Raw genomic sequence first — 13,355 nt, forward strand, 5'->3', positions numbered from 1 at the left:
GTGGCGCCCGTTATCCGGGGCACGGTGTCCACCTTACGCCGCTTCGTCACCAAGTGTCGCCTGTTCGGAACTATCAGTTAACCAAGAGGCGGGGCGATTGTGGCCTGAACCGGAAAAAAGATACGGCGGCCCGGAACGAACCCCGCCCCGCAACCCGTCGAACGGGCGTGCGTGTCGGGGGGTTCCCGGGCCGCCGCACCGGGCGTGTCACGCCTGCTCGGCGGCCTCCCCGGCCTTGGGCTCGGCGGCCTCCGCCTCAGCGGCCGCGGCCCCCTCCGCCGCCTCGGCCTCTGCGGCCTCGGCCTCGGGCTCCTCCGTCGGCGGGTTGATCCGCACCTTCTCCGCGGCCTCCGGCCCCGCCTCCAGCAGCACCCGGAACCCCTGCTCGTCCAAAATCGGCACGCCCAGCTTGACGGCCTTGTCGTACTTGGACCCGGGGCTGTCCCCCACCACCACGAACCCGGTCTTCTTGGACACCGACGCCGTGGCCCGCCCGCCGCGCTCGGCGATGGACTCCTTGGCCCCGTCCCGGGTGAAGCCCTCCAGCGAGCCGGTGACCACCACGGTCACCCCGTCCAGCACGCCCGAGATGGCCTCGTCGACCTCGTCCTCCATGCGCACCCCGGCCGCCGCCCACTTGGCGACGATCTCCCGGTGCCAGTCCACCTCGAACCACTCCCGGATGGAGCGGGCGATGGTCGGCCCGATCCCGTCCACCGCGGCCAGCTCCTCCTCCGAGGCGGCGCGGATGGCGTCCATCGACCGGAAGGCCCGGGCCAGGTCCTCGGCGGCGCGCGGGCCCACGTGCCGGATGGACAGCGCCACCAGCACCCGCCACAGCGGCCGCGTCTTGGCGATCTCCAGCTGCTCGAACAGCTTCTCCACGGTCTTCTTGGGCTCGCCCTTGAGGTTGGCGAAGAACGAGACGACCTTGGGCTCGCCGGTCTTGGGGTCGGTCTTGGGCTCGGAGGTGTCGGGGTCGAGCACGTACGTGCGGATCGGCAGCAGCTGCTCGACGGTGAGGTAGAACAGGTCGCCCTCGTCCTTGATCGGGGCGTCGGCGGGCTCCAGCGGCTGGGTGAGCGCGGTGGCCGCCACGTACCCGAGCGCCTCGATGTCCAGGGCCTTGCGGCCGGCCACGAAGAACAGCCGTTCGCGCAGCTGCCCGGGGCAGGAGCGGGCGTTGGGGCAGCGCAGGTCGACGTCGCCCTCCTTCTGCTGGCCCAGCGGGGTGCCGCACTCGGGGCACTTCTCCGGCATGACGAACGGCCGTTCGCTGCCGTCGCGCTTCTCCTCCACCGGGCCGACGATCTCGGGGATGACGTCGCCCGCCTTGCGCAGCACCACGGTGTCGCCGATGAGCACGCCCTTGCGCGCGACCTCCTGGGCGTTGTGCAGGGTGGCGAACTCCACCTCGGACCCGGCGACGAACACCGGCTCCATCACGCCGTACGGGGTGACCCGGCCGGTGCGGCCCACGCCCACCTTGATGTCCACCAGCCTGGTGGTGACCTCCTCGGGCGGGTACTTGTAGGCGATCGCCCAGCGCGGGGCGCGGCTGGTGGAGCCCAGCCGCCGCTGGAGCGCGAAGTCGTCCACCTTGATGACGATGCCGTCGATCTCGTAGGCGGGCTCGTGCCGGTGCTCCCGGTAGTAGGAGACGTAGGCGCGCACCTCGTCCATGGTGGACACGACCTTGTAGCGGTCGCTGAGCGGCAGCCCCCACTCCCCGAGCAGGGCGTACGCCTGCGACTGGCTCGTGAACGCCACGTCCTCCGAGCCCGGCGCCGGGGTATAGGCGCCCACGCCGTGCACGATCATCGACAGCGGCCGGGTGGCGGTGACCCGCGGGTCCTTCTGCCGCAGCGACCCGGCGGCGGCGTTGCGCGGGTTGGCGAAGGGGGTGTGCTCGCCGCTCTCGGTGATCCGCCGGTTGAGCGCCTCGAACGCCTCCACCGGCAGGAACACCTCGCCGCGCACCTCCAGCAGCTCGGGCGCCGGGCGCACGCTCTCGTCGAGCCGCTCGGGCACCACGTCGATGGTGCGGATGTTGAGGGTGATGTCCTCGCCCACCCGGCCGTCGCCGCGGGTGGCGGCGCGCACCAGGCGGCCCTTCTCGTACACCAGGTCCACGGCCAGGCCGTCGATCTTCAGCTCGCACAGGTAGGCGCCCACGGGCACCTCCGCCGAGGCCCGGTCCGCCCAGGCGTTCAGCTCGTCGAAGTCGAAGGCGTTGCCCAGGCTCTCCATGCGCACCAGGTGCTCGACCGCGGCGAAGTCGACGCTGATGGGCGCGCCGACCTTCTGGGTGGGCGAGTCCTGGGTGATGAGCTGCGGGTACTCCTCCTCGATCCCGCGCAGCTCGCCCATGAGGGCGTCGTACTCGGCGTCGGAGACGATGGGCTTGCCCAGGTAGTAGCGGTAGCTGTGGTCGTCCAGCTCCTGGGAGAGCTCCTCGTGCCGGTTGCGCGCCTCGTCGGGGATCTCGGTGCTGTTCTCGGGCGCCACGTGGCCGCCTTTCCGTCTCGTGCTCGACTACGACCTGTGGGGCTCGTCCCGCAGGACCCTGGCCCCGTCCCGCACGGCCTTGAGGGCCGCCCGGGCGTGCTTGGGGGAGGCACCGGCCAGCCCGCACGCGGGGGTGGGCACCACCGCACGGGTCAGCAGGTCAGGGCCGAAACCCAGCCGGTTCCACAACTCGCGTACGACCTCGACGTTAGTCGCCGGGTCGGACATTCGATCGCGCTGCGCGGGGGGCGGATCGACCGCCGGAACGACACCCAGCAGCAGGCCGACGCCGGCCTCGACGGCGGTGCCGACCATGTCGTCGTGGCGCCGGTCGAGCAGCGCGGCGTCCAGGCTCAGCGCCCGCGCGCCGCTGCGGCGCAGCAGGTCCAGGGGGGCGTTGGCGGCGCAGCAGTGGGCGACGGGGACCGCCCCGGCCGCCTCGATGGCGCCGAACAGGGTGCGCAGCGCCTCCTCCACCCGGGCCCGGTCCACGGCGCGCAGCGTCCCGTAGCCGCTGGCGGTGGGCAGGGCGCCCAGCAGGACGGCGGGCAGCGCGGGCTCGTCGACCTGGACCAGGAGGCGGGCGCCGGGCACCCGCTTGCGGGCCTCGGCGATGTGCGCGCGCACGCCCTCCAGGTGGGAGGCGGCCAGGTCGCGGTAGGCGCCGGGGTCGGCGGCCATGCGCTGGCCGTTGCGCAACTCGACGGAGGCCGCCATGGTCCAGGGGCCGGCCACCTGGATCTTGAGGGCGCCCTCGTAGGCGTGGGCGTGCTCGGCGAGGACGTCCAGGTCGCGGGAGAGGAACCCGTGGGCGCGGTACAGGTCGCGGCCGGGGGTGTCGGCGACGCGCCAGCCGGTGGGCTGGACCTCCACCGGGAACTCCACCAGGAGCCCGGCGGTGCGGCCGATCATGTCCGCGCCGACCCCGCGGTCGGGCAGTTCGGGCAGGTGCGGCAGGTCGGGGAGTTCGCCCAGGACGGTACGGACCGCCTCGTCGGGGTCCTCGCCGGGCCAGGACCCGACCCCGGTGGAGGAGGCGGCGGGCCAGGGGTAGGGATGCTGTTCGCTCACATCGCCCAAGGTTAGGGCAACGACGCCCCAAGGAACGGTACGCCGCCCCAGCCCGGCGGGGTCAGGCGGTGGCTCGGGGCAGGGCGGCGGTGGCCCACCGCCCCACGCGGCGGGCGCTGCCCGGCGGCGTCAGGCGGCGACCCGTGCCGCCCGGTGGTGTCGAGCGGTGGCTCGGGCCGGGCGACGGCGGTCCACGGCATCACACGGCGGGCGCGTGCGCGGACGGCCGAGCAAAGTCGGGCGTGTGCCGGACGGCGGCGGGGTCAGGCGGTAGCGGTGCGCTCGGCGGCGTGCCGCTCCTGGGAGCGGGCCTCGGCCGCGCCGCCCTCGGCTCCCTCGGCCGCAACGTCCCCGGCGGCGGTGTCCTCCGCGGTGTCCTCGGCCGGGTCGGCGTCGGCATCGGCGTTCTGCTCGGCGGTCGCCGCCCCGCGGCCCCGGCGGCGGCGCACCACGACCATGGCGGTGACCAGCACCGCGGCCGCGGCGATGACGCCGAGCGCGGTCCACGGCGAGTCCAAAAAGAGCTTCAGCCAGGTGCCGACGATCCCGGCGATGACCATGCCCCACAGGCCCGCCCAGGCCAGGCCGCCCACGAACACGGCGGCGAAGTAGCGCGGGAAGCGCATCCGCACCACCCCGGCGGACAGGTTGATGGCGGTCTGCATGCCGACGGTGAAGAAGCTCAGGGTGACCACGGGCGCGCCGTAGCGGTCCACGAGGTTCTTGGCCCGGTCCAGGCGGGGTCCCAGGCGCGTGCCCACGCGGCTGCGGTTCACCCCGGCGCCCAGCCCGCGGCCGATCCAGTACGTCGCGGGGGCGCGCAGCAGGATGACGACGAGCAGGGTGAAGTAGACGACCCAGAAGGGTTGTCCTTCGAGGAAAGCGAACTGGGGCATGGACGGGTCTCCCAACCTTGACCCCCTGAGTTTGCATTGCCTTACCTAACCCGGGCAAGGGGCAAAGGTCGGAACGTGATCGAAAAGCCGCCCTGTTCGTCCCGTTTCGCCCGGGAAGTGGTGAGGCTCACGCCCGCGCCCACTCCCCGTTCACCCCCGGCTCACGCCCAGGTCAGGCGGACACCGCCGCGCGCGAGGTCGCGGAGATCGTCGCCGACCCCAGCACCGTGTCGCCCCGGTCGCCGTCGTAGACCACCACGGCCTGCCCGGTCGCCACCCCGGTGGCGGGCTCGGCCAGCCGCACCACCAGCTCGGGGCCGTTACCGCCCTCCTCCTGGTGCACCGTCGCCCGGTACACCTCGCCGTGGGCTCGCAGCTGCACGTGGCAGTCGGTGGGCTCGGTGAGCGGCTCCGAGCCGCTCCACACCGGTCGCGTGCCGGTGATCCCGTCCACCCGCAGCGCCTCGCGCGGGCCGACCGTCACCGTGTTGTCCACCGGCTCGATGGACAGCACGTAGCGCGGGTTCGGCGAGCCGCCCAGCCCCAGCCCCTTGCGCTGGCCCACCGTGAACGCGTGCGCCCCGCTGTGCGCGCCCAGCACGTTGCCGTCCTGGTCGAGGATCTCCCCGGGCCGCTCCCCCAGCCTGCGGTTGAGGAACCCGGCGGTGTCGCCGTCGGCGATGAAGCAGATGTCGTGGCTGTCGGGCTTGTCGGCCACCGACAGCCCGCGCCGCTCCGCCTCGGCCCGCACCTCCTCCTTGGTGCAGTCGCCCAGCGGGAACATCGCGTGCTCCACCTGCTCGGCGGTCAGCACCCCCAGCACGTACGACTGGTCCTTGGCCTGGTCCACGCTGCGCACCAGCCGCCCGTCGAGCTTGCGGACGTGGTGACCGGTGGCGACCGCGTCGAAGCCCAGCGCGATGGCCCGGTCCAGCACGGCCTCGAACTTGATCTTCTCGTTGCAGCGCAGGCACGGGTTGGGGGTGTTGCCGGACTCGTACTCGGCGACGAAGTCCTGCACCACCTCGCGGTCGAACTCCTCCGACATGTCCCACACGTAGAAGGGGATGCCGATGACGTCCGCGGCGCGGCGGGCGTCGTGGGAGTCCTCCACCGTGCAGCACCCGCGGGCGCCCGTGCGGTAGGACTGCGGGTTCTTGGAGAGCGCCAGGTGGACGCCGGTCACGTCGTGGCCGGCCTCGGCCACCCGGGCCGCGGCCACCGCGGAATCGACCCCGCCGGACATGGCGGCCAGTACACGCAAAGTCATAGTGACTCCAGACTATGCGCCCGTCGGGGGTGTGCGGGGCGGGTGTGGTCGTCCGCTTCTGCGAAAATCGACCCATGGCTCTGTTCCGTCGTCGCCGCTCCAACGACACCACCGATTCGACCGCCGCGATCTCCGCGTTCTGGGAGGCGTGGCCGTCCCTGCGCGGCCCCCTGACCGAGGCCGTCGAGGCGGACCGCCCGGCCTCGGACGAGGCCGCCGAACGGGTGACCACACTGGTCAAGGCCCTGCATCCCGACCTGGACTGGGAGGTGGGCCCGGCGCCGGCCGCGCCCAGGCCCGACCTGGCCGACCTGGACCTGTCGATGGACGTCGACCCCGACGAGCTGCTGGAGCGGCTGGCGGCGCTGGACGACCCGGCCTCCCTGGCCGAGCCCGCCGCCCACGCCCTCACCCTGCGCCCGGGCGCCTCCGACGACGCCCGCATCCAGTCCGAGCGCTGGGCGCGTTCGGCCCCCGAGGACGGCGCGTGGCGGTTCCTGCCGGCGCGGCCCGCCGACCACGACGGCCTGGCCAGGACCGTGCGCTGGGACGACCACGAGCTGGACCTGTCCCACGTGTCGGTGTCGATGCACGTCGACCACGCCTCGGGCCGGATCAAGGTGGGCGTCTACCACCCGGACAACATGTTCCTGTCCGAGGAGGTACGCCGCGGCCTGGCCGACCACGTGGTGCTGCTCGCCCTGGGCGAGGACGACGTGGTCCGCTACATCGCCGAGGTGAAGCCGCTCGACGAGTCGCCCATGGACCCGCTGCCGCCCACCTCGATCCCCTCGACGGTGCGCCAGATGGTCGACATGATCGGCGGCGGCGAGGGCGGCTGGGTCACCCTGCACGGGACCGGCCCGGGACGCGGCCGGGTGACCTTCTCGGCCCGGCACCCGCTGACCCGGCGCGACTTCCCGGCGCTCACCCTGGCCGTGCGCGTGATCGTGCCCTACGCCGAGGTCGCCGCCGACGGCACCCCCGGCGAGTCGTCCGCGATCGCCCTCCAGGAGCTGGAGAACCGGCTCAACCGGGTGCTGGGCGACAACGGCGCGCTGGTCATGCACCAGACGGTGCCCGGCCGCAAGGACATGCTGTTCTACCTGGACCCGGACTCGGGCGCGCTGGCCGGGTTCGAGGACGAGCTCAAGGGCTGGGCCGAGGGCGACCTCAAGCTCAGCACCCAGCTGGACCCGAACCGGAGCGTGTTCGGCGGGCTGCTGCGCCCCTACCGGGCCTTTTTCAAGCGCTGACGCGCCGGCGGAGGTGTCGGGCGGACGTGCCGGGCGGGCGCATCGGCCGTATGGGCGACCTTGTCGAGCGACCTTGTCCGGCGGCCATGTCGAGTGACTTCGTCGGGCGACCATGTCGGGCGGACGGAGTGGGCAGCCGTGCCGAACCGGCACGTCAAGCGGACGAGCGTTCGCCATGGAGCGCCGTTGACCACCGGACGACCCGGTGCGGACCCCGTCCGCACCGGGACGCCGTCCAGGTCAAGCCCGAATACCGCGTTGCACATCTGGCGCTCAAGCCCCAACAGGCGTAACGTGGCCTCCCCGCCAGGAGGATGATCCAGCCCGATGGACGGTGTGCTTCCCCGCGCTCCCACGGGCCGACCACGCGTCGCCGCGGTCGGCGCCGTCCTCACCCTGTGCCTGGTGGGCGCCCCGTTCATGTCGCTGTTCCCGCTGGCGCTGTGGGACTTCTCCCGCGCCCTGACGCTGAGCGACGCGGGGATGGGGCTGTTCCTGCTCGCCCCGGTGGTCACCGGGGTCGTCCTGCTCATGGCGTGGCTGGCCGACCGCTGGCTGACCGGGTTCGGCGTCGTGCACGCCCTGACCTGTTCGGTCCTGGTGACCGGCACCGCCATGGCCGTCCCGGTCGTCGTGTCGTTCCTGGCGCCGGACGCCGCCCCGCTACCGGGCGGTCCCAACGTCAACATCCCGTTCCTGACCGGGCTCATCACCACCCTGGGGATGAGCGCCGCCATGCTCTCCGCCTGGCTGCCGGGCGAGGGCTCCCCGGGGGCGCTGCCCGCCGTGGCCGTGGTGTTCGTGCTGCTGGTGCTGCTGCCGGTGCTGTCCGAGGCGATGCGCGGCCACACCGCCGCCGAACGCGCCGGCGAGCTGATACGCGGCTACGGGCGGCCGATCACCGTCCTGGACCATCCCGAGTGGGGGCTGGCCGCCGCCCACCGCACCCACCGGGGGCTGCGGCTCACCTACCTCGACGGGGACGGCGCCCCACTGTACGTGGTGACCTGGGACGACGTCTCCGGAGGGATCGACCAGGGCTGCGACTACCCGGGGACGCGGTGCGTCGAACACGACGGCACCGTCGCCGTCCACCACTCCGACGCCGCCCCGGTGGAGCTGCGCGTGCCCATGCGCGACGGGCGGATCGTGAGCCTGGCCCCGGGCGGCGGCGCCGCGCCCGACCTGGCCGCCACCGCCGGGTACCTGCGCCCGGAGTCCCCGGGCGAACGCGACCTCCTCGCCGAAGAGCTGCCCTCCCGCCCCTGGCACTGACCGGGCGGGCCGATCGGGACGGCGAAATCCCTCACCCGCCTTCCCACCGGGGGTGGGCCCCGGAGCCACGAGGCCCGCGGCCCACCCCCGTGGCCGGGTGCGGTCGCCGGAACATCCGGAGTCATGGGGTCGGCCCCCACGGCCCCGGGTGCCCGTGAATCCGGCCCGACCGGTTCACGCGTCCCCACGTTCGGCGATCTCCTTGATGGCGGCGAGCCTGCGGTCCCAGGACTCGGCGACCCGTTGCAGGTCCCGTCCGAGTTCGTCCAGGCGGGAGCCGATCGCCAGGTACACGACCTCGCGCCCCCGCCGGTGCGACTCGACCAGCCCGACCGCCCGCAGCACCTCCAGGTGCTTGCCGATCGCCTGCCGGGTGACGGGCAGTTCCGCCGCCAGTGCCGACGCCGACGCGGGTTCACGGCCCAGCCGGACCAGGACCGCCCACCGGGTCTCGTCCCCCAGCGCCGCGAACACGGTGGCGGTGGCGCCCGCCGACTCCTCCGGCACCGGTGCGCTCACGGCCCGCGCCGCCACGGGCGCCTTCGTCCGCCCCACGCCCGACTTCTCAGGCACCTCCGTACTCGCGGTCCGTGCCGCCGCGGGCGTCTTCAACCTGCCGGAGCCCGGCTGCCCGGGTGGCTCTGTTTCCCCGGTGCGCGCCCGCTCGGACGCCTTCACGTCCACGGACCGCGCCCCCTCCGCAGGCGCCTTCGTCCGTCCGGCATCCGGCTTTTCGGACACCCCACCGTCCGCCCCGCCCATCACCGCGCACCGGCCAGGTACCCGTATTCGGCCAGGGTGGCGAAGCCGCCCGCCCAGCCGTCGGCCTCCGCCGCGGCGTTCCCGGCCACCGCGCCGAACCGGGGGGCGAGCGCCTCGAACCCCGTCTGGGCGACGGTGAGCAGCGCCCCCTTCCCCGAGGGCCGCACCTCCAGCTCGACCAGGGTCGAGTTGTCGTCCACGGGCTCGGTGTCCGGCTCGGCCGCGATGCGGTACACGAACCGGCGCGGGGCCCCGACCTCCACCACCCGCCCCCGGTAGGTGCCGTGCTCGTCCCAGCGCAGCGTCATCGGCGCACCGGCCTCGGCGGCGAAGTCCGCGCCGCCGAACGCGTACCAGGCGGCGAAGTGCGCGGGCGCGGTGACGGCCTCCCACACGCGCTCGGGCGGGGCGTCGATGTGGACGGCCCGGTGCACGGTGTCCGGGTCCACGTGGTCGCGGGCGGCGGCCAGCTCGGTCCGCCAGCCCTCGGTGTTCTCCTCCAGGCGGCGGCGCCGGTCGGCCTCGGTGCCGCCCAGGGTGTCGAACCCGCTCTCGACCACGGTGAGGCGTACCCCGCCGGGGCGTTCGGCCACGTGGAACTCGACCAGGGTGGAGGCGTCGGAGCCGGCGTCCAGCCAGCGGAAGGCGGCGTAGCGGTGCGGGTCGAGCTTCTCGGTGCGGAAGCGGGAGTCGCCGTGCACGGGGTCGCGGACCACGTCGACGTCGCCTTCGCGGTCGATGGTGTGGTCGATGACGGCGCCGTCGTTGATGAACCACCCGGGGCGGGTGACCAGGGCCCAGACGCGTTCGGCGGGGGCGTCGATGTCGATGGAGCGTTCGATCCGGTCGGTGTCGGTCATGGTGGGAGCCTCCTTGTAGTGCAACCCCAGAGTTGCACCACAAAGGTCAATGCGCAACCACCGGGTTGCACATTCTCCTTTGCGACACGCGCCGGGCCTCCGCCGCCCGGACGGCGCCCGCGGCGATCCTGAAGGGGTGGAGACCACGACCATGCCCGCGGCGTTCATCGGCCACGGCAGCCCCATGAACGCGCTCGAACTCAACCGCTACACACGAGCCTGGCGCGCCCTGGGCGCGTCGGCGCCCCGGCCCCGGGCCGTCCTGGTGATCTCGGCGCACTGGTACATCAACGCCACCGCCGTGACGGTGATGCCGCGGCCGCGCACCATCCACGACTTCTACGGGTTCCCCCGGGAGCTGTTCGAGCTGGAGTACCCGGCGCCGGGGCTGCCGTCGCTGGTGGAGGAGGTCAGCGAGGTCGTCGAACCCACCTGGGTGGGGTCGGACGTGGACAGCTGGGGGATCGACCACGGGGCGTGGTCGGTGCTGACCCACGCCTTCCCTGAGGCGGACGTGCCCGTGGTGCAGCTGAGCATCAACGCCGACAAGGACTTCGACCACCACTTCGGGCTGGGGGCCAAGCTGGCGGCGCTGCGCGACCGGGGCGTCATGATCGTCGGCAGCGGGAACGTGGTGCACAACCTGCACGGCATGGACCCGCGGCTGCCGGACGCGGGGTTCGCGTGGGCGCGGCGGTTCGACGAGACCGCCAGGGAGGTGATGGTGGACGACCCGGGCGGGGTGCCGGGCCTGGACGGGCACGGCGACTTCCGCGCCGCGGTGCCGACCCCGGACCACTTCATCCCGCTCCTCTACCTGGCGGGGGTGGCGGCCGCCGCCGGCCGCGGAACGGACGTGCTGGTGGACGGGTACGCCTACGGGTCGCTGTCCATGACCTCGTACACGCTGGACGCCCGGTGCCCCCGGTCGGCCGACGCCCCGGGCGGCGGCGCCGGCGACCTACCCGCGGGTGTCCCGCCGGACGGGACGAACCTGTGAACGCCGGGGAGTGGGGCGACGAGGAGCTGTTCGACGAGCTGCTGCACCGCCTGAACCGGGAGGAGCGGACGGCCGTCGCGGCCCCGGACCGCACCACGGTGCTGCTGCACGGCGGGGGCGGGGAACAGCCCTTCGTCCTGCATGTGAGCCCGACGGCCCTGGGCGCCCGGCTGCGGTCGACGGCCCGGGAGGCGCGGGAGGTGTTCCCCGGCGCCGAACCGGTGATCGCCGCGCTCCAGCTGTTCCTGGCGCAGGTGGAGGAGGCCGTCGAGACGGCCCCGCCGGACCACCGCCACCTGGCCCTGGACCGCTCGGGCGTCCGGGCCCACCGCGCCTGGGCCTGACCGGGGCCGAAACGTGACCGGGGCCAGGGCCTGACCGGCCCTGACCAGGCCTGACCGGGGCCGGGCCCGCGGCCCGGGGTTTCAGCGTTCCACGGCGGACCGGGCGTCCCCCGCCGCCCAGGAGGCGAGGAACCGCAGCCCGTCGTGCGCGGGCGTACCGGGTTCGGCCGACCAGACGACGAGCTGCTGCTCGGCGTCCCCGGCGCAGGACAGCGCCTCCCAGTCCAGGGTCAGTTCCCCGGCGACGGGGTGGCGCAGCACCTTGCGCCCCCGGTCCAGGGCCGCGACGTGGTGGTCCGCCCACCAGCGCCGGAAGTCGTCGTCCCGCACGGACAGCTCGCCGACCAGCGACTCCATCCGCTGGTCGCGCGGGTCGCGCCCGGCCTCCCGGCGCAGGATCGCCACCGCGTTGCGGGCCACGGACTCCCAGTCGTCGTGGAGCGCGCGGAAGGCCGGTTCGGTGAACAGCAACCTCACGTAGTTGCGGTGCTTCTCCGGGACCCGCGCGAAATCGGTGAACAGGGCGTCGGCCATCCGGTTCCAGGCCAGCACGTCCAGGCGCCGCCCCAGGACGAGGGCGGGGATGGTGGTGAGCTCCTCCAGCAGCCGGCGCAGCTGCGGCTGGACCCGCTGCGCGGCCCGGCGGCGGGGGCGGGCCGGCTCCCGGCCCGCGAGCTCGAACAGGTAGGCGCGCTCCTCCTCGTCCAGGCGCAGGACCCGGGCGAGGACCTCCAGCACCGGCGCGGACGCCTGCCTTCGCCCCTGTTCGATGCGGGTGTAGTAGTCGGGGCTGATCGAGGCCAGCAGGGCGACCTCCTCCCGGCGCAGGCCCCTGACACGCCGGTGGGACCCGGTGTGGGGCACCCCGGCCGCCCGGGGGTCGACCTCGGCCCGGCGGGCCTTGAGGAATTCGCCCAATTCGTTGGCGCGCGCATCACCGCTCATGGGACCAGTCTCGCAGAGGAACCGGTTTTCGACAGGGGGACGGATCTGTCCCAGGACGGCCCTGTCCGGGGCTGACACCGGCCCATTGTCCCAGGCCACGGCGCATGTGAATCTCGATGGTGCGGCCGCCGGGACTCCCCCGGAAGGGCCGCCGCGAATGGCGGGGATGCTTTTCCCGCGACACCACCGACGTGAATTCGGATGAGGAACCCATGAAGACCGCTGTCGCCTTTCCCAGCACCGGCCTCGCCCTCGCGGGCCTGCTGTTCACCCCGGACGGCCACACCGGCGCCCCGCTGGCGGCCGTCGTGGTCTCCCACCCCGGCGGCGGGGTGAAGGAGCAGACCGCGAGCGTCTACGCCGAGCTGCTGGCCCGCGCCGGGTTCGCCGCGCTCGTCTTCGACGCCGCGTACCAGGGCGAGAGCGAGGGTGAGCCGCGCGGGCTGGAGAACCCGTTCCAGCGCGCGGAGGACGTCCGCGCCGCCGTCACCTACCTGACCACCCGCGAGGACATCGACCCGGCCCGGATCGGCGCGGTGGGCATCTGCGCCTCCGGGGGTTACGTGCCCTTCGCCGCCCAGACCGACCACCGCATCAGGGCGGTGGCCACGGTCAGCGCCGTGGACATCCGCAGCCTGCTGGTCGAGGGCCTGGGCCGGACCCAGGGCCCGGAGGTCCTCCGGGGCATGCTCGACCAGGCCGGGGCCCTGCGCACCGCCGAGGCGCGCGGCGCGGCCCCGGCCACGCTGAACTGGGCGCCCGAGAGCCCCGAGGGCCTGGAGGAGGCGCCCACCCTGTACCGGGAGGCGCAGGACTACTACCGCACGCCGCGCGGCGGGCACCGCAACTCCACCAACGAGTGGGTGGTGCGCAGCATCGACCAGATCGCCCAGTACGACTCCTACGCGATGATCGGGCTGATCTCGCCGCGGCCGCTGCTGATGATCGCGGGCTCGGAGGCGGACACCGCCTACTTCAGCCGGGAGGCGATCGAGAAGGCGCACGAGCCCAAGGAGCTGTTCCTGGTCGAGGGCGCCACCCACATCGACCTGTACGACCGGGACGAGTACGTCTCCCAGGCCGCCGACCGGCTCACCGGGTTCTTCGGCGAGCACCTGGCGGGCTGACCCGCTCCCGCTCCGGGAAGCCGGGAAGGGGAGGGGTTCCG

The 13,355-nt window shown here is 73.7% G+C and carries 12 protein-coding genes; 5 read left to right on the forward strand and 7 right to left on the reverse strand.

The genetic code is table 11. The features are described from left to right. Positions 1-207: 207 nt before the first annotated feature. From ligA to mnmA, 4 genes are all read right to left on the reverse strand, one after another. Positions 208-2,508: an NAD-dependent DNA ligase LigA gene (gene ligA, locus ACJOT3_RS16410; RefSeq protein ID WP_406973627.1), complete on the reverse strand. Its 2,301-nt coding sequence runs from the start codon at positions 2,506-2,508 to the stop codon at positions 208-210. 27 nt (positions 2,509-2,535) lie between these two features. Continuing rightward, entirely contained in the window at positions 2,536-3,579 is a 1,044-nt protein-coding gene (locus ACJOT3_RS16415) for a methionine synthase (RefSeq protein WP_406973629.1), read from the reverse strand. 263 nt (positions 3,580-3,842) lie between these two features. Then, positions 3,843-4,475 (reverse strand): DedA family protein, encoded by a 633-nt coding sequence (locus ACJOT3_RS16420; RefSeq protein ID WP_406973631.1) that lies wholly within the window; start codon positions 4,473-4,475, stop codon positions 3,843-3,845. Between the two features lie 172 nt (positions 4,476-4,647). Then, on the reverse strand, positions 4,648-5,745 hold the full coding sequence (gene mnmA, locus ACJOT3_RS16425) for a tRNA 2-thiouridine(34) synthase MnmA (protein ID WP_406973632.1): 1,098 nt from the start codon (positions 5,743-5,745) through the stop codon (positions 4,648-4,650). Between the two features lie 74 nt (positions 5,746-5,819). Here mnmA and ACJOT3_RS16430 point away from each other — a divergent pair, with 74 nt between their 5' ends. Continuing rightward, entirely contained in the window at positions 5,820-7,001 is a 1,182-nt protein-coding gene (locus ACJOT3_RS16430) for a DUF695 domain-containing protein (RefSeq protein WP_406973634.1), read from the forward strand. A 327-nt stretch (positions 7,002-7,328) separates the two neighbouring features. Next, positions 7,329-8,276, forward strand: coding sequence for a hypothetical protein (locus tag ACJOT3_RS16435; RefSeq protein WP_406973636.1), 948 nt, complete (start codon positions 7,329-7,331; stop codon positions 8,274-8,276). A 174-nt stretch (positions 8,277-8,450) separates the two neighbouring features. Here ACJOT3_RS16435 and ACJOT3_RS16440 read toward each other — a convergent pair whose 3' ends face one another. Further along, a complete protein-coding gene (locus ACJOT3_RS16440; protein ID WP_406973650.1) occupies positions 8,451-8,783 on the reverse strand; it encodes an ArsR/SmtB family transcription factor in 333 nt (110 codons plus the stop codon). A gap of 254 nt (positions 8,784-9,037) precedes the next feature. After that, positions 9,038-9,898, reverse strand: a complete 861-nt coding sequence (locus tag ACJOT3_RS16445; RefSeq protein WP_406973638.1) for an SRPBCC domain-containing protein — start codon at positions 9,896-9,898, stop codon at positions 9,038-9,040. A gap of 136 nt (positions 9,899-10,034) precedes the next feature. Here ACJOT3_RS16445 and ygiD point away from each other — a divergent pair, with 136 nt between their 5' ends. Then, on the forward strand, positions 10,035-10,898 hold the full coding sequence (gene ygiD, locus ACJOT3_RS16450) for a 4,5-DOPA-extradiol-dioxygenase (protein ID WP_406973640.1): 864 nt from the start codon (positions 10,035-10,037) through the stop codon (positions 10,896-10,898). Then, entirely contained in the window at positions 10,895-11,242 is a 348-nt protein-coding gene (locus ACJOT3_RS16455) for a hypothetical protein (RefSeq protein WP_406973642.1), read from the forward strand. Before ygiD ends, ACJOT3_RS16455 begins: the two co-directional genes overlap by 4 nt. An 81-nt stretch (positions 11,243-11,323) precedes the next feature. Here the strand turns inward: ACJOT3_RS16455 and ACJOT3_RS16460 are convergent, their stop codons facing one another. Further along, positions 11,324-12,187: a helix-turn-helix domain-containing protein gene (locus tag ACJOT3_RS16460; protein WP_406973644.1), complete on the reverse strand. Its 864-nt coding sequence runs from the start codon at positions 12,185-12,187 to the stop codon at positions 11,324-11,326. Between the two features lie 212 nt (positions 12,188-12,399). Between ACJOT3_RS16460 and ACJOT3_RS16465 the strand changes: the two genes are divergently transcribed. Continuing rightward, positions 12,400-13,314 (forward strand): alpha/beta hydrolase, encoded by a 915-nt coding sequence (locus tag ACJOT3_RS16465; protein ID WP_406973646.1) that lies wholly within the window; start codon positions 12,400-12,402, stop codon positions 13,312-13,314. Positions 13,315-13,355: the final 41 nt, after the last annotated feature.

The organism is Nocardiopsis protaetiae, assembly GCF_045446735.1.
Lineage (GTDB): Bacteria > Actinomycetota > Actinomycetes > Streptosporangiales > Streptosporangiaceae > Nocardiopsis > Nocardiopsis protaetiae.

Bases quoted from the DNA above. Each gene is read 5' to 3' on its own strand.
- ACJOT3_RS16465 (WP_406973646.1), top strand. From the start codon at position 12,400: ATGAAGACCGCTGTCGCCTTTCCCAGCACCGGCCTCGCCCTCGCGGGC.
- ACJOT3_RS16430 (WP_406973634.1), top strand. From the start codon at position 5,820: ATGGCTCTGTTCCGTCGTCGCCGCTCCAACGACACCACCGATTCGACC.
- ACJOT3_RS16420 (WP_406973631.1), bottom strand. From the start codon at position 4,475: ATGCCCCAGTTCGCTTTCCTCGAAGGACAACCCTTCTGGGTCGTCTAC.
- ACJOT3_RS16435 (WP_406973636.1), top strand. From the start codon at position 7,329: ATGGACGGTGTGCTTCCCCGCGCTCCCACGGGCCGACCACGCGTCGCC.
- ACJOT3_RS16460 (WP_406973644.1), bottom strand. From the start codon at position 12,187: ATGAGCGGTGATGCGCGCGCCAACGAATTGGGCGAATTCCTCAAGGCC.
- mnmA (WP_406973632.1), bottom strand. From the start codon at position 5,745: ATGACTTTGCGTGTACTGGCCGCCATGTCCGGCGGGGTCGATTCCGCG.
- ACJOT3_RS16445 (WP_406973638.1), bottom strand. From the start codon at position 9,898: ATGACCGACACCGACCGGATCGAACGCTCCATCGACATCGACGCCCCC.